Below are 18,114 nucleotides of genomic sequence, written 5' to 3'. Positions count from 1 at the left end.
TGCCTACTTTGAAACCTAACAGAGGGAACTGTTGTGGTTACACACTTAGATAAAAATAATATTGCTGCGACTTATAGTGAAAATTGTTCGATCAACCCTACCGAGTCGCTGGTTGAGATGTTTGTTGATATTGTTCAAAAAGGTCGCATTTCCAAAGGCCAGTGCCCGGCCTTACGCCCGGTATTCCTCAAGCCGCACGGCGTGGCGAAAGGCACTTTTCGGGTTCGCAGGGATATTCCTGAAAACTTCCAAATCGGATTGTTTGCCGGCGATGAATATGAGCTCTGGGCACGATTTTCATCAGATACACTGCCGACTGTTAGCGATTTTAAAACGACTTGTGGTATCGGCCTCAAGCTGTTTGATACCCCAACGCCGAAAATATTTGGCCTGCCGGATGAAACAACCTTTGACTTTATTATGCAGAATTACCCGGTATTTTTTGTCGATACGGCAAAAGATATGTGCGAATTCACCAAGGCGGGGGTTATTGATGGGGATTACGATCCGTACCTTAAGGAGCACCCCAAAACGGCAAGGATTCTTAACGATATGGCTCAGCCGGTGGGGTCGGTTTTGTCTATCCCCTACTGGGGTATCCTGCCCTTTGCACTCGGTGACAAGCAGTACGTTAAATACATGCTGAAGCCGACAACCCAAGATCAACCGCCGCATACTGCACCCGCCAATCCCACTTATCTTGCGCAAGAAATGGCAGCTCGCCTAGCCAATGAGGCGATGACTTTTGAGTTTTGTATCCAGCTGCGTACCAATCCTGAGACTATGCCGCTGGATGAAGCCACGGTTGAGTGGCCGGTGAGTGAAAGCCCATTTGTACCCGTCGCCGATATTGTATTTCCCAAACAGGATATCAATAGGCGCGGGCAGGCAGCTTATGGTGAAAACCTGAGTATGAATATCTGGCGGGTTACCAAAGAGCACAAGCCACAGGGCTCAATCGCAGATGTGCGTAAAGTGGTCTATGCGGCATCGGCTGATACGAGACGCAACGCCAATGGAGTGCCTGATGGCGAGCCGATCACCGCTAAGCCCGATGATTTAAAGGCCCCATGCAAGGATGAGGTTATCGTTCGAGCGGCGATTCACCCTGGTATCGGGGTTGCACGGGTTGGCAATGCGGAAACTGACTTTTTCATTGGCCCTGAAGTCACCGACCCGCCGGCGCAGCCCAATGGTTTCTATCGCACGCCGGAAAGCACCCTGAAACGCCAGGCTGCAAGGTTCCGTCTATATGGTTACAACGCTGCCGGCGAGGTGGTACGGGAGCTGACCAGTAGCAATGCCGATATTGAATGGAAGGTCCATATCGCCAACCGCAAAGCCAACTGGTTTCACTTTATTACCGCGATGGATATTCCTGAAACCAAGGATCTTGTTGTCGATCGCCGCAATAAAGATGTGACGGGCAATAAACGCAGCAGCCTAATTATTGACCCGGGCGAACGTAAAATTACAGGAACTTCACAATCGGGCACAGCCTACCGCTTTGCATCCGGCAAGTTTAAGGAGCAGTTCGTATATCTGGGGGAGTTGCAAACAGATGATCAAGGGCGTTTGCTCTTCTTGGGCGGACACGGTGTTTCGGCGTCACCTTCCGGCGCGCCGCCGTATATTCCAGCGGAGCCGGACTCCTTTAATAATGCGGCAGACTGGTACGACGATATGTCTGATGGCCCAGTGAATGCCAGTGTAGCGATTAACGGTCAAGATATCCCGGTAGAGGGTGCCTGGGTTATCACCGCGCCACCTAACTACGCCCCAGAAATAATCGGCTGGCGCACCATGTATGATCTACAGGTGGATATCTACACCCAAGCCGGTTGGCTACCGGTCCCTGATAAAACCCGCTTTACCCAGGATGTATTGCCGCAGCTTCAGCGGCTTTCCAATTTGCAGTGGGTAAACAAAGGCTATGCGTCAATGTTCGGTAAAGGCCGGCCAATGGACTTTAATGATCCGGACTTTGTTGCCCAACTGGCACAAACACCAACGATCATACCTGATCCCGTAACAGGCGGAATGATTACCGTTGATCCCTATGGTCAGTTGCGCAACCAAATGCTGAACTCCTTCCGGCCGTATCAGCCACGGGTAAATGATCCGCGTATTTGGCCGTGGTTATACGGGGATACTTTTGATGGTGTGGTATTTGCTGAATCGCCGAATACGATGCTGGCCTTGCCCTCTCTTCAGCAGTTGCATTTGCAGCGCTGGGCCGCCGGTAATTTTGTGAATGACTGGCACCCAGATTACCAAGCGCCGTCATCGCTTGATCAAGTACCGCTGGCAGAACAGCCCGCCATGCTGGATAAGGCAGCGATGCATTTTTGTCTGGCAGATGCCTTCCACCCCGGCTGTGAAATGACGTGGCCAATGCGTCATACCAGCCTGTACCGAGCCCCCTTTAGAATCCGCGAGAGTACAGTACCGGAGAGCCCGGATCAGTGGGGGCCCAAACTGAATCAGCAGCAGGCTCTCGCCCCCAATGGCCCCCTATTTGCACAGGTGCCGGGCGCCATTACACGGTGGATGGGGCTTCCCTGGCAAGGTGATACCGCCTACTGTCGCTCCGGTTACAACCCGGAATTCGATTTGTTCTTGCCGACCTTTTGGCCTGCTCGAGTGCCGAATACCATCATCACGGAGGATGCCTATAAGATAGTCATTGATGAATCGCAACCCCGGGAGATTCGTATCGCGGCTTACTCCCACCGAGCCAGCTGGTATCGATTTATTGACCATAAAAATAGCGATGGCTCAAACCCGCAAGTAGCGGAAGTCATGAAGCGCATGGTCGCAGACTTTGGCCTGCAAGGGATTGTCGAGGCAAGACCCGGTGTTAGAAATGACCCCGATTTCCCTGAAGTGATCTACGTTGAAAATAGTGCCTATGCGGATACTCTGAAAAAGTTGAGGGATGTATTCCTGCTGAGAGGTGCCGCTATAGCGGAGGAAGGGCTGTCAGACTTTGATGCCAAGCTCAAAGAGGCCGGCTGGGAAGACGAAGAGCAGTGGCAGAATGCACTGCGCTTACGCCAGCGCAAGCCAACATCTGATTAACATCGAATGCAGCTCGATATAGCCATTATCGGTGGCGGGCCAGCTGGATGGACATGCGCCTTGCAGCTGGCACGCACAGGTTTACATATTGGGGTGATCGATAGCCTGGATTGGCACCGCCATAAAGTTGGGGAATCGGTTCCTTCTGCGCTACAGCGCTTGCTGTGCAATATCTCTATCCCCTTGCTGGAAAGCCCTGCACATATGCCGATATTGGGTACGGAATCCTATTGGGCCGGAGAGCATTTGATCGAAGATTGCATGGTGCAAGCCGGTGGTGCCGGCTGGCGGCTTGACCGCGTGGTGTTTGAAAAGATGTTGATGGCACAGGCGCTTGAAGCTGGCGCTATTCATTTTGATGCACTGCTTCACCGGGCACATAGAGGCAGCGATATATGGCAGTTATCGCTGGATAATGGTGAACAAGTCTTTGCCGACTTTGCCATTGATTGCAGTGGCCGGACTAATATATTGGCCCGCAGGGTAGGGGCAAAGCGGGTGAAAGCACCGCCACTGGTCGCTATTTGGTCGCTGCTGCCTGGAGAGCCTCAAGCACAGCGAGCGAGTTCAAGTCATACCTATATTGAATCTCAAGATAGTGGCTGGTGGTATGCAGCCAAGCTGCCGGATGGCCGCTGGCTTGCAATCTTCCATACCTCGGCTGTGCGGGTGCGAGATTTTCGTATGGCTCCAGAATTGTGGCAGCGGCAATTGGCGAGTACCCAGCTAATATCGCAGCACCTGCCCGAGAAAGCGCCTCAATGCGCTGAGTTGTCGGTAAGCGACGCGCGAACCAGTTATTTGGAGGTGCCCTCAGGTGAGAGTTGGGCTGCTTGTGGTGATGCGGCTATAAGTTTTGACCCTATATCCTCTCAAGGTATTTACAACGCTGTGGCCACAGCCAATATGCTGAGCAAAGTGTTGTGTGAAGGCAGCAGGGGAGAGGCCTTTGAGCGATATCAGCACAACCTCGCGGAAATTCGAAGGGTCTATATCGGCAGGCGCCAGGCATTTTACCTGAGTGCTTTCAGAGTGCATCGCAGCCAATTCTGGCTGACGCAGAATTTTGATCCCACCACCTATTGAATAGCATTTATCCCATTTTTATCAAAACCCTCTCGCTCTCTAATTTCGACTATTCAGTCGATGTTTTTTCTTGTGATCCGGGTGTGCTTTCTATTTAATTAATCGAGTGATTAATTAAAAGGTGAAACCTGTGACTGATAGGCCATCTGCCCGTGGGCGCGGGCGCCCAAAAGACCCTGAGCGTGAATCACAGGTACGTGAGGCGCTGATGCAGTCAGCCTACGCACTGCTTCGTGGTAAGGCTTTCCGCGATATCTCTATCCGTGAGATCGCCCAGGGAGCCGGAGTGAATTCTGCGATGATCAGCTATCACTTCGGCGGTAAGGAAGGACTGATTATCGAGGTAATTCGGCACCAGTTTATGCAATACGGCCCCGCTTTTATCAGTGTCGGGCTGGAGGAGCAGGAGCCCTCTATCGAGTTACTCAAAGAAGCGATGAGTAGATTAATACGCCTCTACATGCGAGAGCCCTGGATTCCACGTTTGATCGTTGGTGAAGTGGCCTCTAAACCCGGTCGAATGCGCGAACTCTTTGCCGATAGGCTGGCCTCGCAACTGGGCCCCAAGCTCCGCGAGTTGCTGAGCGCTCTCCAGTCTGCGGGGCAGTTGCGAGAAGACCTGGATATCGACCTGATGCCAGTCTCATTTATCAGTTTGATCGCCTTCCCCTTTATTGCGGGAGATCCTTTGAAAGAGGGATTTGGCTTTGTCTTGGGGGAGGAAAACGGCGATAGATGGGTCAACCATACCGTTCAGCTCTTACTCAGCGGCGTTGCCAATATATCTGCGACTAAAGGCGGGGAGGTGAGCCGTGGTGATTAAGCCCCATATAAAGACACTGATGAGTCGCCGGCTGGCACTACCGCTACTGATCGCGGTGGGGATTGTTGTGTCCACGGTGTTGGTCGTCACTAAGCGCGCGCCAAAACACGATGCTATCGCAGCCCCAATAACTGCGGTGAATACGATAGAAGTACAGGAGCTGCCATTGCGAGCCCAGGCCATTGCTTATGGGGAGGTAAAGCCCAGCACCTTTCTTGAGGCTAATGCAGAGGTCAGCGGTAGGGTGGTGTATATGGCACCCGAATTGGAGCGGGGCAATATCATCTCCGCCGGCACACGGGTCCTGAAAATTGATGACACCAGCTACCAGCTTGCCCTGGCTCAGGCGGAAAGTGATTTGGCGGTGAACCGTGCCAACCTGCAAGAGTTGGATGTGGAGGAGGCCAACAGCAAACGCTCTCTGGAAATTGCGGAGAGCACCCTTAAATTGGGTGAGAAAGAATTCGCTCGCAAGCAAAAGTTGGTCGTCAAGGGGACTGTTTCCCGCTCTACCGTAGATACCGAAGAGCAGAATATGCTGCGCTTGCGCCAGGAAGTGCAGAACCAGAGCAGTCAACTGTCCCTTTTCCCAACTCGCCGCAAAGTGATTGAGGCCCAGATTGCTCGCTCTGAGGCTCAGGTGCGGGACAGCAAATATAACCTGGAGCGCACCCGGGTAACCCTGCCATTTGATACTCGCATTGGCCAGGTCCATGTAGAGGAAAACCAATATGTTGCCGGTAATGCCCGCTTGTTTGATGCCAGTGGCCTCGCCCAAGTAGAAATTGCCGCAGAACTGCCCATGGTGCATGTGGCTCCACTATTGCGCAATCTCAGGCCGGGTATTGCTTCCACTCCAAGCCCCGATGACCTACCCAAAATGCTGCTGGGCCTGGAAGCTCGGATCACTCTGGTGGGCGGCCCGGGAGACAATAAGTGGCGGGGGCGGGTAGTGCGCCTAGGGGGGACCCTGGATAGTACCAGTCGAACGCTCTCCGTTGTTGTCGCGGTAGATGATCCCTATGGCGAAGTGCTGAGCGGGGAAAAACCACCGCTATTTCGCGGTATGTATGCCCGCGTAGAGTTGTTGGCTCCCGCCGCACCGGTGCTCGCCATTCCCCGCCGCGCTCTGCACGAAGGTAGAGTCTATCTGGTTGAAAATGGTCGATTGCGCGTACGCCCGGTAGACATCGATTACCACCAGGGGGATACCACGGTGATTCGTGGGGGGCTGAATCCCGGTGAGCAGGTGATTGTGACGGACGTTATACCGGCGATTGACGGCATGCCGGTCACCGTGGTCGCTGGTGAGCAAGCTGTTACAGCGAGTACTAGAGGTACCCAGCAGTGATTCGTTATTTTGCCGCTCACCCAACGGCGGCCAATTTATTGATGGTCGCGCTGATGCTAAGTGGACTTTTTGTTCTGCCGGGTATGAAGCGTGAAACTATGCCGGAAGTCGATAAGTTCGAGGTTCAGGTATCGGTCCCCTATGCCGGCGCTGCCGCAGCGGAAGTAGAGGACAGTATTTGCCTTCCCTTGGAAGAGGCCACCGATGGAATCAGCTTTATCGATGAGCGATTGTGCGAGGCGCAAGATAACCTGGGCCTGATGACCCTAAAAATGCAAGAAGCCGGTGATATGGACCAGTTTGTTGCCGATGTGGAGTCTGCGGTAGACAGCATCGACTCGCTGCCAGCCGAAAGTGAGCGCCCGGTGATCGAAGAGCTGGGCCGCACTCAGAGCGTGGTTAGTATCGCCATCAGTGCCGATCTGCCTTTGCCCCAGTTGAATCAGTTGGCCGAGCATTACCGCCGTGAATTGCTTCGCGACCCCGCTATCCCCATCGTGCGCATATCCGGTTTTTCTGACCACCAACTCCAAATTGAAATCTCCGATTACAACCTGCGTCAGTACGGGCTCAGCGTGATGGATCTGGCCAATATCATTGACCAGCAGGCGATCGATATGCCCGCCGGCAAGGTTTCCACCCCGGATCGGGAATACCAGGTGCGCTTCGCCGAAGAGCGCCGCACGGTGGCGGAGCTGGAAAATCTTGTCGTTATTAAAGGCGCTGATGGCGCCGAAGTTCGACTGGGAGATATCGCAAAAATTTATGATGATTTCGAGCTGGCTGAAGACAAGATTATTTTTGATGGACATCGCGCAGCGCTTCTCAATGTTGAGAAAAATAGCGTAGATGATAGCTTGCGTGTGCTCGAAGCTGTGCGCGTATTTGTCGAGCGTAAAAATGCAAACTTGCCTGAGGGCATGAAGCTGATTTTAACCCAGGACAGTGCCTCTATAGTTGCCGATCGCCTGCAAATGATCATCGCCAATGCCTGGCAGGGACTGGTTTTGGTCGCCCTGGCTCTCTACCTGTTTTTCAGCGGCCGCTATGTCTTTTGGGTGGTAATGGGCTTACCAGTTTCATTTCTGGGTTCATTCGCGCTGATCACAGCTATGGGGGTGTCGATTAATATGATCAGTCTGGTGGGCTTGCTGATTGCCATTGGCATCTTGATGGATGATGCCATTGTGCTGTCGGAAAGTATCGCCAGTGAACACCGCGCGGGCAGTTCGCCACTGGAAGCGGTGATTAATGGCACCAAGCGGGTGGCCCGTGGTGTGTTGTCCTCTTTCGCAACGACGGTAATGGTGTTCGGAGGGCTGATCTTTATTAAGGGGGACATGGGGCAGATTCTTAAGGTACTGCCAGTTGTTTTAATCTCGGTGTTGATTATTAGCCTGGTGGAGGCCTTTCTAATTCTGCCGGCACACTTGCGCCATGCCCTTGAGCACAAAAATCGCATACCTGCCTGGAAGCAGGCTTTTGCCAAGCGCTTTGAGGGCTGGCGAGAAAATATGGGGCGTACAGCAGATTGGGCGGTGAAATATCGCTATGCCTTTGTCGGCGGAGTATTTGGCCTATTTCTTGTCACTGTAAGTCTGATGACTGCGGGGATTGTCAAGTTTCAAGGGTTTCCCACCTTGGAGGGTGACTTATTACAAGCCCGGATCTTGATGCCCCAGGGAACCTCTCTGGGGGATATGGAAAAGTTAGTCGATGGGCAACTGGCAGCCCTAGACCGGGTGGCTTTAGCGCTTTCTGAAAATGAAAGCGCCCCCCTGGTGAATCACACCAGTGTTACTTTTGGCATCAATGGGGACGCTTTTGAAACGGGTCCTCATGTGGCAACCATCAATGTCGATCTGCTCGCAGCCGAAGGCCGCAATACCAGCATGGATAAATTTCGCCATGCCTGGCGCGAAGCCGCCGGCGATACCCCTGGGGCAATCGCCATTCTTTACAAAGAGCCGACTCTAGGCCCTGCTGGCCGTGCTATTCACCTGCGTCTTACCGGGATGGAGCTAAGCCAATTAAAGGCGGCGTCTATCCGCCTGCAGAATTGGTTGCGCGGATACGATGGTGTTGTGAATGTGGTGGACGACCTGCGTCCTGGCAAGCCGCAGCTTACTGTCAGAATGCGTGAAGGTGCCTATGCCTCCGGGTTGGATGCCCGCAGTGTCGCCAATCAGTTGCGAGCGGCTTACCAGGGTGTGGAGATAGATGAAATTCAATATCGGGGTGAAACCTATGAAATTCAGGTGCGCATGGATGCAGACTCCCGCAGTGCGCTCAGCCGTTTCGATGAGTTGGTTATTATCCACCCGAGCACCAAACAGCGCGTTCCGCTAATTGCTGTTGCGGATATCGCAATGAATCGAGAGTACGCCCGTATCCAGCGTATTGATGGCGAGCGGGTAGTCAGTGTGTATGCGGATGTTTTCACCGAGAAAGCGAACGCTGGCCAGGTGCTCGGTGACACCCAGGAAAAATTCCTGCCCGAACTGGCCGATGAATTCCCTGGCTTGCGTGTAGATATGCAAGGTGAGATGAAGAACAGTGAAGTTACTGGTAAATCCCTTGGGGGGGCTCTATCGATCGGGGCTATTGGTATCTACCTGCTTTTATCCCTGCAGTTTCGCAGCTATGTAGAGCCGCTGATTGTACTGGTGGCTATACCCCTGGCACTGATCGGCGTGATTTGGGGGCACTTGGTGATGGGGCAGAGCATGTCTATGCCCAGTATGATGGGCTTTGTCTCCCTCGCGGGAATTGTGGTGAATGACTCTATTTTACTGGTGGAGTTTGTGAAGCGGCGGGTACGTGAAGGGATGGATGTTCACAGTGCGGCAAGCCAAGCCAGCCGTGATCGCTTCCGCGCAATTTTTCTGACCTCGTTGACCACCGTTGCCGGTCTATTGCCCCTGCTATTTGAAAGCAGCCTACAGGCACAGGTGCTAGTACCACTAGTGACCAGTATTGTATTTGGCATCATCAGTTCAACCATACTGATTCTTCTGGTCTTGCCGGCACTCTACGGAATACTGGAGGACTTTGGCTTTAGCGAGCCCCAGGAGGAGGGTAAGACTGGGATGTCCCTGCAAAGGGTAGTTGTAGCAGGGTAGTTAGCCAGAATCGTTTCCGCGCCTGATTGAAAGAAAGCCGTATAAGACACTCTGCGGCTTTCTTGTTTGTAATTTCCCCGACAATATTATTCAGAGGCACCCTAGAGTTCTAGTAGTGATAAGAACTCTTCGGGTGGAAGTTATTTGACTTGATAGGATGAAAAATGAACTTTTCGACTGCCAATTGATCAGTTGGTGCCTGCACTTTGGGCAAGTGTCTGCCTACTTCTCAATTTCCTTCTCATACTGTTTCTATATACAGTGGAATCGGTTAATTTACACAAAGCGGTCACCAACCAAGGTATTGCTACCACTGGCAGCAATATGAGACCGCAAAATTGTCAATGCCTTAACCTTGTCTACACGGAGTTGGAATGAAAGTTTCAGGAAAGTTTGATGTTACTGTAAAGCCTATGGATACCTACGCTAAAGGAAGTGAGGGAACAAATTTAGGGCGGATGTCGATCAATAAAATTTTCCATGGCGATCTTTCAGCAGACAGCAAAGGTGAAATGCTAACCGTTATGACTCCAGTAAAAGGGTCTGCGGGATATGTGGCAATAGAGCAGGTAGTAGGTGCTTTGGACGGCAAGAGAGGCTCCTTTGTATTACAGCACTTTGGCACCATGGAAAAGGGAAAAGATCACCTTATGTTAGAAGTTGTGCCTGATTCTGCTACAGGCGAACTAACGGGGCTGTCTGGAAAAATGTCTATCCACCAAGAGGATGGGCTCCACTACTATGACTTTGATTACACGCTTGATGCAGAGTGACGAGCTTGTCTACTTGTGAAGCTTTTGCTTCACTGAGTCCTTCCCGCTGTTCAAAAAATATCCAATTTGGCAATAGACTCTATTGAAGGGATTCCCAAATCTAAAGGGAGGCAATGAAGTTGGTGAGAGGTTAACTTCATTGCCAGTCCAAATGCTAAAAGGTTAGGCCATAACCCCAAGCTTAGCGCCTTTATTTTTAATTTTGACCCACTTACTTAACAGGTTTACAGGAGAAGTATAGGCCTCGTAGATTATTGCTTGGCCCCAAGGGGTTACTGCGCCTTGCATGGGTTTGGAGTAAGAAAACGCATTCATTACCCAAGCACTTTTGGTAACACAGTCCCCAGAGGTGGGAAATTGTGATGTGCGAGTTGGCTTGTGGTTGTAAACGAGGTTCTTTGCTTTCAATAGCTGCTGTGCCCGATTAATCACCGTTGCTATTTCGGTATCGGAAGCTGGGTGAGCATAGATGGTAATATCGTTAGCCTTACTGGGGTAGAACATGACATCATTAATTTTTCCTAATGTCTGACCAGTAGCTGAATTTTTAGCCCAAGTTTGCCAGCTTTTATCACAGATCTCATCCCAGCTTTGCAAGCCTGCTGCATTAACGACAAAGGGAGAGACATGGCCTCCACCCATGGTTTTGTACATATTTTGGGGGTTGGTGAGGGTTTTCCCTGCTTGTATCATTACTCCGACACAGCGTAAATTGTCTGCGCTGGTGCTAAGGGCAGCACTTAAGTCTGCTATCATATCATTGCAGCTGGTTGCGGTGGTTCTTGCTCTCGATAAATTAGGCATAGTACTTTCCTCTCTTGCCTTTTATTAATATATTTTTATTTTTTTACTTTTAAATTGGCTAATCGCTTGGGCACGGGTGGGCCTGCCAAATAATATTTTGGATCTAAAGTGTTTGTTATTTTAGGTTCACGGGTACACAAAACAGCCTCTCTGCTGCTTGAAGTGTAATTGTTCAGTGAGTCTTAGTTATTCAACTGATATGGCATACTTATATACTCTGCATTCAACTCTGAAAGCACTAAATGGTAGAAATTATTCGTGTAGCGGCTGAGCTGTTCGAGCTTCCCCTGTTAGCCGTCAATTAGGGGGTAAGTTGATTTTTGACTTGGGAAGTGTGTGATTAGGTTGAACATATCTACCTCTATAAACTTCTATAAAAATCGAGCGACACTAAAGCTTGCCGGACCAAAAGGTCTCAAATGAATATACTGCAAGCCGTCAAGAAAACAGTTTTTTGTTTTTGTTGTCCGATAATAACTAGTAGGCGGCACGAAAATCAATAGGTACGTTAGTTTTATTTAATAATTGAATTTATTTGAAAAAGGTGGGTCAAAAGATGGCTTCCCCGGCTGTGTTGGTTAAATTTTAACGATTAATAGGTTGTTTGTTTTTGCTCCGAGTGGAGTAGGGTTTGTTGGTCCATATAAAGAGCCGCGACCAGTTACGTCTAACCTTTGTCGTCTTCACGGTCCGCAGAGATGTTGCGGAGTAAGCTTAAGGTTCCTTGGAGAGCCCCGCCGGGGGGAATAAGGCGGAGCTTGCCATAACTTATTTCCTGGGTTTCGTTGCGTGGCTGAGGAAGCTCGGTGGTATTTTTATTCTGCGCAATATTGTAGCTTTAAGAAACCTCCTTGTTTTGTCGCCAGTGCGGCTCTGGAGAAGGTAGAGGTCCATGATACTGAGATCCACATTTATTTATGGGGCAAATTTATCTTCAGTTAAATATATGCCTATTGGTGTTAAGACGTTGATTGTTACTGTGAAATAAAACTATATGGATAAATTCTTGGTGTGGGAAAATAGAATGGGTAGTTTGGGTAAGAGGTGGTGATGCAGTCACAAGATATGCAAGAAGTAATTCTATCGGCTGTTAGAGATTTTGCTAAATCTATAGCTGCAGGTGACAGAATCTATGCCGATATGTCATCGGTTATTGATGCTACATCCTCTTTGCCTTTAGCACACTTTGATCACTGGGAGCGATTAATTCGAGATGAATTTTCAAGGGCTTTAAATCGAACCGATCAGACGCAGAGATGGTTCTGGAAGGGGGCAGAAAATCCACTTTTATTAACTTGGTTAGACTTAATCAGCTGGGATGGTTATAAGCGAGAAAAAACCTTGCGATCTATCTCTGGTCCGGCCCCAAATGCATTCTTCTTCTCCTTAGCTATTCGTAGGCTGAATGATTGGGTTCCCAGGGTTAGAGAGGCTGCCAGGGAAGCATTGCCAAAAATTGCTGAAGCAACAGGCCCCACCTCTGTAGTTGAGTCTTTATGTGTTGCCCTATCGAACTGGAATTCCTGGGGACGTATTGAAGATGCTGACAGGCAGGTCATTTTAAAAATTATCTCTTTAGCGGGGGTTGCTAAAGCCTTTAAACAAAAATTAATAGCTTCTACCGCAGGCCCAATGTCATCGTTGCTCTCACAACTTGGTAGGACGCCAGCACTAGATGGATCGCTTGAGGAAATCGCAGAAAGTGCTATCCAGCCTTCAGTCAGAGCTAAGGCCTATCGCTGCCTATTTGAGGGGCGGATGGTTTGGCTGAAAGGTAGGGAGTGGGTTTGGACTGACATTCGCTATTGCGAGGGGCGTGTACAGGCGGTGGTTGCCGAAAGAAAACTGGATCTATCAGTGCCGAGCTTTGCTTTGATTAAAAAAACAGCTAAAGATCGCTCGCCTATTGTTAGGCGGGTATCAGCTGAATTCTTGATCCGAAACCTTGGCACGCTCGGTGAAGAAGCTCGAGAATTGGCCGAATACTTTGCTGCGGATAAATCGAGCTCTGTCGCGGAGAGGGGCGAGTTTGCACTAAGGCAGTTGGGTCAATGATCGGCTATAGCTCTTCTTGAAGCTATCAGATCAAATAGTGGAGTAGTCTTCAATCGAGCAAGGTAGACTCAGTGCTCTATTGGGAGTAGCTGATAGAGTATTTAGGCTATGGGTAATTTGACAATGAGAGTAAGTTAATTAGTGGATGGAATACTTTTTATTGGCTTGTAGGGCAGCGATAAAGCCAATTTTTCTCAAAAATTATAAAACGCCTATCCTGTAGTGGCGCACTTGGCCTGCTAAGTCAGTACTTTCTGGAGCTAACCTCAAGCTTGTAAGTCAAGCGGATGTCGAGGCGACAGTTGAGAATTTAAATAATAACTCGAAAAAAATACTGCTTTATAAAATTCCTAGATAGGTAGCGCGGGAAGATAGGGCTTCTGTAGCAGCCTAAAAGGTGGTGCACTTTAGAGTTGAATGTAGGAAAGAATACAGGTGCAATTTTTGGCATAAAAAAGTATACGGTTGTGACTGGGGTCACAGGGCGGGCTAAAGGTGCGTTATAAGAAACTTGTGGAAGGCTGTATAAGAGGTATCCAGCTGAAGTGAATACCGACTGGTCATAAGCCACTTTCTTTAAGGCGGTTTGCTGTACAAAATAAAGTCAGTCTTACAGCAGCGCAAAACGCCTATTATTTGCTCGAGGAGCTTGGTTGGATCAAGGTGCAGCCGAAGTCTGGGTTCTTTGCCACTATCTCGCCGAAAAGCAACCAGCCCCCGGTGATGCCAGTTTTTACTTGCAGAACAATAGAGCCGGAAAATCCTCGCTGTTGGCCATTGTTGCCGGATAGGGGCCCATTGGAAATCGCCTCTTTAGGCCAGCAGTTACTGCCACAGGAGGCTCTGGAAAGAAGTGCGCGACGGGCGATTTGGGATACTGGAGCTCATGCACACAGCTATCCAGCGCCCTTGGGCGAGTTGGCACTACGGAATGCCTTGAGTGCACATTTTTTCCGTTATGATTTTCACTTCTCTGCAAATGAGTTGGTAGTGACCAATGGCTGCGGTTCGCACCGCACTGGCGGTAACGACCAAGCCAGTAGTGATTAGCTCACCATGTTTTAAGGGCCCGCTCAATCTCCAAGGCACTGAGTGCAGGTTCGCGTCCACCAGGAAGATACCAAAAACAATACAAGTATTACCGTTTTATCGACAGTCTTGAGCTGAATATACCTACTCAATTAACCGTGGCCAATTTTATCGGCAGTAATCAGTACTTTCACCACTTACAGGGGCTCAGACAGAAATTAGTCCACCAGCTCGCAGCCTATCGAGCCCCGGATCAGTGACTCACAGGGGGAGGGCGATTTGGTTAAAGGTTCCAGGGATGAATAGTCGGCGACTCTCTTGCGCTGCGCATAAGGGAAATATAGATATCCTTGTTGGTGTGAGCGAGTTGCTGAGCTAACAGTGCTGTGTCGATAAATTTTGATTCATAGAGTACGTCGAGTGAATTAAATAGCTGCAAATTGGTAATATAGTACCAATACTTTCATGTTGTTACATTACTTTTAATCATTTTATTTCTTCTGCTAGAATCCGCGTCCCTTTTAGGATGATCGTTCACGGAGAACATATAATGAAAACTTTTGCTACTTTAACCGCAGCAATTGCGATTACTAGCATAATTCCAGCTCAAGCAGAGCAGACTTTTGAACTACCTAAGTTCAGTCAGTGTTCCGCAGCTGCTTCAGCAAGTAATACCAACGATCGCGAAGTTTATCGTATCTTCTCAGACTTCTACTATGAGATAGAAGATCCGAGAGAATATGCCATTACCGCAGTACAAAACTGGGCTACAAGCTATGCAGAAGACTGCATGGATGAGACGACTCAGATCAGCCTGGATATGGTTCAGTGCGACACTTTTATTCCCGGCGCGGCGATTTGCAGAGTAGAAAGTGATGAGGGTGATTATGTTATTGTGAAAGACTATGTTGATTCAACCAACGTAGTGCTCTCCCAGCATGATCAGCAGACCTGGCCAGAAGTATACGCCTCAAAAGATCAAGAGACCCTTTGGATGGCCAGACCTGAGTTGTGCTATAGCGAGCTACTGGAAGGCGGTGGTGATTCTCAGGCATACTATTTAGATGCGTATAATTATCGCTATTTTGGTGATTATCGCTATGTATTGGCCAAAAGCAGTCGCGACTTGGTGCAGACCCTAGAGAGTCAAAACAGTCAATGTGAATATGACACTTCGGGTATTGAAGCTTACAAAATGCAGTGTTCAGAGACCTCTCAGGGTACCCAAGTATGTGCTTCAGGGAGCACTGGCGCTGGTTACTTTGTATTCGTAAGCGATGATAACCACGGTATGCACGTTATTTTTAATCGTTGGGATTAAGCCCCCTGCAGGCTCCCCGGCTGCAACCATACCCTCATAAAGGGGGATTAGTAGTGAGAGTCTTTCCTTTTACCTTAAATGCAGCTTAGCTATTTATTGTAAACCGATTTGCTATCACTGGAATTTCCGGCGGAGAAAAAGCGGCAACTGTTACTTTCAGTTGCCGCTTTTTCCAGCTGATTAGTATGTATTCATTCAGAGTTGATACAGAATTTTTGATGTATGCTTTCTTTCACTAACTGACAAAAGCGTGCGGGCTCTTCTCTTGGTAACATATGGTTTGCTGAGTCTACTTCCAGCAAGTGAGAATTTGGAATCAGTGTGGCGGCTGAGTAAGCTACAATCTTAAACATTTGGTGAGTCTCACTACCACAGACCACGGAAGTGGGAATCAAAATTTTTGATAGTTTATTAGCGTTAATGGCTGGTTGTTCAGTTTGATTTAGCTGAGGGGAAAGCGTGTGTGCATTATCCAATTGCTGTATACGATATTTGAGTGATTGCTGAGAAAAGTAGTCGGCCCGTTTTCCTAAGCTATCGATCAATTTTTTTACTGCGATATCTAGCTGATTGTCAGCGACAGCTTTATAAACGTCAGTAAATATTACTTTAGCTTTGCTGTGATATTTTTCTCGAGCTTCGCTGTTTAAGTATCCTGGACCTTCCGGTTCATAGAGGTATAGACTTTTGAACAAGTGAGGAGCTTTTATCGCCGCACTTAAGCTCACATCGGCACCATAGGACCAGCCTACAAGATGGACAGGACCTATGGCCAGTCCTTCTATCAGTTCTACTAAATCATGTGCATGGGTATCAATCCTAAAAGGGTCTTTTGATAAATATCCCGGGTTGCCAAAATGTCTTTGAGTGAAAGCGGTGACTTTAAATTCCCTTGATAGTATTTTGCAGTGATCTTCCCACATGCGAGCGTCGGCCAGCGCGCCATGCACAAATAGAATGGGATCGCCCAGGCCTTCCTGGTAAAAGTGTATAGAGTGATCATTTATGGTAATTGAAGCTTTTTTATTTCCGCTCATATAATCGGCCTTATCTATGCCTTTTCCAGCTCTTATCATAGCGGACTGACGCTCTATATTTAATTGAGATTGCCGTCTATTAGGACCTTTGGCGGTCAAGTTCCCGAGTTGTTACCTGCTGGCCTTATTAACAATTAGGTGATTCCCTTTCCAGGAAAGAGGAGATAGCCTGTATCCAACGACTATTCCACTTGCAGGCATAATTTGAGTATTTAGAGGTTACTTGGGGTATAGTGGGGTTGTTGCGAAATTCTTCGGATAGATGTATATGGAATCACTGATAAAAGACCGCTTAAAGACACTTGCCGCTGAGCGAAAGATAGAAATTATCTATGCCTGTGAATCTGGTAGTCGCGCCTGGGGATTTGAATCTCCTGATAGTGATTGGGATGTCAGATTTATCTATAAGTGTAATATTCAGCGATACCTTACTATAGGTTCCCCCAGAGATGTAGTGGAAGTCCCGTTTGATAAAAAACTGGGGGATGAACTGGACTTAGTTGGTTGGGATATTAAAAAAACTTTAACCCTACTGAGAGCCAGCAACCCAACGTTAATTGAATGGTTGTTTTCGCCGAAAGTTTATTTTGTCAATGAGGAAGTTTTGACTTCATTGCAAAATTTGGCCTTAGAGTGTTGGCAGCCGCGAGCATTGGCTCATCACTATGTCAGTATGGGGTTTAATAATTATTCCAGGTTTATTCAGGAGGGTGATAGCGGCCATAAAGAGATCAAGGTTAAGAAGCTGCTTTACGTTCTGCGCTCACTTCTCAATGCGCTGTACATTAAGGAGTTTATGCAAATTCCCCCAGTGGACTTTAGCCGCATGTACAGTGAGTTATTGCCCGCCTCAGAGAATGAGTGGCTTCTGGAAGTCCTTTCTAATTTAATTGAGAAAAAGAAAAGCCTAGAGGAGGGGGATTTGATAGCTGTTGATGACAAGCTAGGTGACTGGATTCACTCAAATCTGGATAGAAAAAAGGCTAGCACGATAGAAGAGAGGCCTAAGTTGGACATTTCGAACTTTGACGGACTCTTCTGTAAACTACTGGGAGTATAGTTCTAAAAATCGGGGGGACAGGAAAAGCCTGGCCGTAGGTGAATGGGGAATCAGCACCTCCCCCCAGTTTTTAAAAAGGAAATAGCGGCTAAAGTGACTGTCTCTGCAGCCCTAAACAATATATATTGGCTGCCGGCTTGGTGTTTCTGGGGCAAGAATAAGAAGCTAGTGAGTTGAGCGCCCTAGGCCCTACTGATGAACCAAGTGTGATGAGAGGGTTAGCATTTTGTGATTTTCCGCTATGGGTTGACAAATCTGGAGTGTGAGTCTTAGAGCTGATGGCGCCAAATAGTACGAATTTTGGCCGCCCTATGCTTTGAACTGGCTGTAGATCAGAAGGGGTATTGACTCCGCGACAGACTTATTCCTCCTGCTTAAACTCTAGGATATCACCAGGTTGACACTCAAGTGCCTCACATATTGCTGATAGGGTGTCAAACCTGACTCCTTTTACCTTGCCGCGTTTTAGCAGTGACAAGTTGGCCTCAGTGATTCCTATTTGTGCCGCTAGCGATTTGGAGCTGACTTTACGCTTAGCCAGCATTACATCTAAAGTAACAATGATAGCCATG

The 18,114-nt window shown here is 48.8% G+C and carries 14 protein-coding genes; 11 read left to right on the top strand and 3 right to left on the bottom strand.

Going from position 1 to position 18,114, the window contains the following annotated elements; all coding sequences use genetic code 11:
• Positions 1–33 precede the first annotated feature (33 nt).
• The 6 genes from ACJJIF_RS05430 to ACJJIF_RS05405 all read left to right on the top strand — a co-directional run bounded on the left by ACJJIF_RS05430 (position 34) and on the right by ACJJIF_RS05405 (position 10,236).
• Positions 34–3,081, top strand: a complete 3,048-nt coding sequence (locus ACJJIF_RS05430; RefSeq protein ID WP_444931227.1) for a LodA/GoxA family CTQ-dependent oxidase — start codon at positions 34–36, stop codon at positions 3,079–3,081.
• Positions 3,082–3,087: 6 nt separating this feature from the next.
• A complete protein-coding gene (locus tag ACJJIF_RS05425) occupies positions 3,088–4,167 on the top strand; it encodes an NAD(P)/FAD-dependent oxidoreductase (RefSeq protein WP_444931226.1) in 1,080 nt (359 codons plus the stop codon).
• A gap of 130 nt (positions 4,168–4,297) precedes the next feature.
• Positions 4,298–4,990 (top strand): TetR/AcrR family transcriptional regulator, encoded by a 693-nt coding sequence (locus tag ACJJIF_RS05420; protein ID WP_444931225.1) that lies wholly within the window; start codon positions 4,298–4,300, stop codon positions 4,988–4,990.
• A complete protein-coding gene (locus tag ACJJIF_RS05415) occupies positions 4,980–6,341 on the top strand; it encodes an efflux RND transporter periplasmic adaptor subunit (protein ID WP_444931224.1) in 1,362 nt (453 codons plus the stop codon). Before ACJJIF_RS05420 ends, ACJJIF_RS05415 begins: the two co-directional genes overlap by 11 nt.
• Positions 6,338–9,463: an efflux RND transporter permease subunit gene (locus tag ACJJIF_RS05410; RefSeq protein ID WP_444931223.1), complete on the top strand. Its 3,126-nt coding sequence runs from the start codon at positions 6,338–6,340 to the stop codon at positions 9,461–9,463. Before ACJJIF_RS05415 ends, ACJJIF_RS05410 begins: the two co-directional genes overlap by 4 nt.
• Before the next feature lie 374 nt (positions 9,464–9,837).
• Positions 9,838–10,236, top strand: coding sequence for a DUF3224 domain-containing protein (locus tag ACJJIF_RS05405; protein WP_444931222.1), 399 nt, complete (start codon positions 9,838–9,840; stop codon positions 10,234–10,236).
• A 162-nt stretch (positions 10,237–10,398) separates the two neighbouring features.
• Here ACJJIF_RS05405 and ACJJIF_RS05400 read toward each other — a convergent pair whose 3' ends face one another.
• Positions 10,399–11,040: a hypothetical protein gene (locus ACJJIF_RS05400; protein WP_444931221.1), complete on the bottom strand. Its 642-nt coding sequence runs from the start codon at positions 11,038–11,040 to the stop codon at positions 10,399–10,401.
• A gap of 1,050 nt (positions 11,041–12,090) precedes the next feature.
• On the opposite strand from ACJJIF_RS05400, the gene ACJJIF_RS05395 reads away from it, so the two are divergent.
• From ACJJIF_RS05395 to ACJJIF_RS05380, 4 genes are all read left to right on the top strand, one after another.
• The gene (locus tag ACJJIF_RS05395; RefSeq protein WP_444931220.1) at positions 12,091–13,095 is read left to right on the top strand and encodes a hypothetical protein; all 1,005 of its coding nucleotides are present in this window, start codon (positions 12,091–12,093) and stop codon (positions 13,093–13,095) included.
• 653 nt (positions 13,096–13,748) lie between these two features.
• The gene (locus tag ACJJIF_RS05390) at positions 13,749–13,886 is read left to right on the top strand and encodes a hypothetical protein (protein WP_444931219.1); all 138 of its coding nucleotides are present in this window, start codon (positions 13,749–13,751) and stop codon (positions 13,884–13,886) included.
• Positions 13,887–13,893: 7 nt separating this feature from the next.
• Positions 13,894–14,145, top strand: a complete 252-nt coding sequence (locus ACJJIF_RS05385) for a hypothetical protein (protein ID WP_444931218.1) — start codon at positions 13,894–13,896, stop codon at positions 14,143–14,145.
• A gap of 529 nt (positions 14,146–14,674) precedes the next feature.
• Positions 14,675–15,445: a hypothetical protein gene (locus ACJJIF_RS05380; RefSeq protein WP_444931217.1), complete on the top strand. Its 771-nt coding sequence runs from the start codon at positions 14,675–14,677 to the stop codon at positions 15,443–15,445.
• A gap of 191 nt (positions 15,446–15,636) precedes the next feature.
• Here ACJJIF_RS05380 and ACJJIF_RS05375 read toward each other — a convergent pair whose 3' ends face one another.
• The gene (locus ACJJIF_RS05375) at positions 15,637–16,581 is read right to left on the bottom strand and encodes an alpha/beta fold hydrolase (protein WP_444931216.1); all 945 of its coding nucleotides are present in this window, start codon (positions 16,579–16,581) and stop codon (positions 15,637–15,639) included.
• 169 nt (positions 16,582–16,750) lie between these two features.
• Here ACJJIF_RS05375 and ACJJIF_RS05370 point away from each other — a divergent pair, with 169 nt between their 5' ends.
• Complete coding sequence (locus ACJJIF_RS05370; protein WP_444931215.1) at positions 16,751–17,542, top strand: nucleotidyltransferase domain-containing protein; 792 nt, start codon at positions 16,751–16,753, stop codon at positions 17,540–17,542.
• A 361-nt stretch (positions 17,543–17,903) separates the two neighbouring features.
• On the opposite strand, the gene ACJJIF_RS05365 is transcribed toward ACJJIF_RS05370, so the two are convergent.
• Positions 17,904–18,113 carry a helix-turn-helix domain-containing protein gene (locus ACJJIF_RS05365; protein ID WP_444931214.1) on the bottom strand — a complete coding sequence of 70 codons (210 nt, stop codon included), beginning with the start codon at positions 18,111–18,113 and terminating at the stop codon, positions 17,904–17,906.
• Between the last annotated feature and the right edge of the window lies 1 nt (position 18,114).

This window comes from Microbulbifer regidiadema (SeqCode) (genome assembly GCF_052467605.1).
This window is presented reverse-complemented; position numbering and strand designations above follow the sequence as displayed.

Excerpts from the sequence above, each read along its gene's own strand:
- ACJJIF_RS05395 (WP_444931220.1), top strand. The coding sequence starts at position 12,091 with ATGCAGTCACAAGATATGCAAGAAGTAATTCTATCGGCTGTTAGAGAT.
- ACJJIF_RS05400 (WP_444931221.1), bottom strand. The coding sequence starts at position 11,040 with ATGCCTAATTTATCGAGAGCAAGAACCACCGCAACCAGCTGCAATGAT.
- ACJJIF_RS05365 (WP_444931214.1), bottom strand. The coding sequence starts at position 18,113 with ATGGCTATCATTGTTACTTTAGATGTAATGCTGGCTAAGCGTAAAGTC.
- ACJJIF_RS05370 (WP_444931215.1), top strand. The coding sequence starts at position 16,751 with ATGGAATCACTGATAAAAGACCGCTTAAAGACACTTGCCGCTGAGCGA.
- ACJJIF_RS05425 (WP_444931226.1), top strand. The coding sequence starts at position 3,088 with ATGCAGCTCGATATAGCCATTATCGGTGGCGGGCCAGCTGGATGGACA.
- ACJJIF_RS05380 (WP_444931217.1), top strand. The coding sequence starts at position 14,675 with ATGAAAACTTTTGCTACTTTAACCGCAGCAATTGCGATTACTAGCATA.
- ACJJIF_RS05405 (WP_444931222.1), top strand. The coding sequence starts at position 9,838 with ATGAAAGTTTCAGGAAAGTTTGATGTTACTGTAAAGCCTATGGATACC.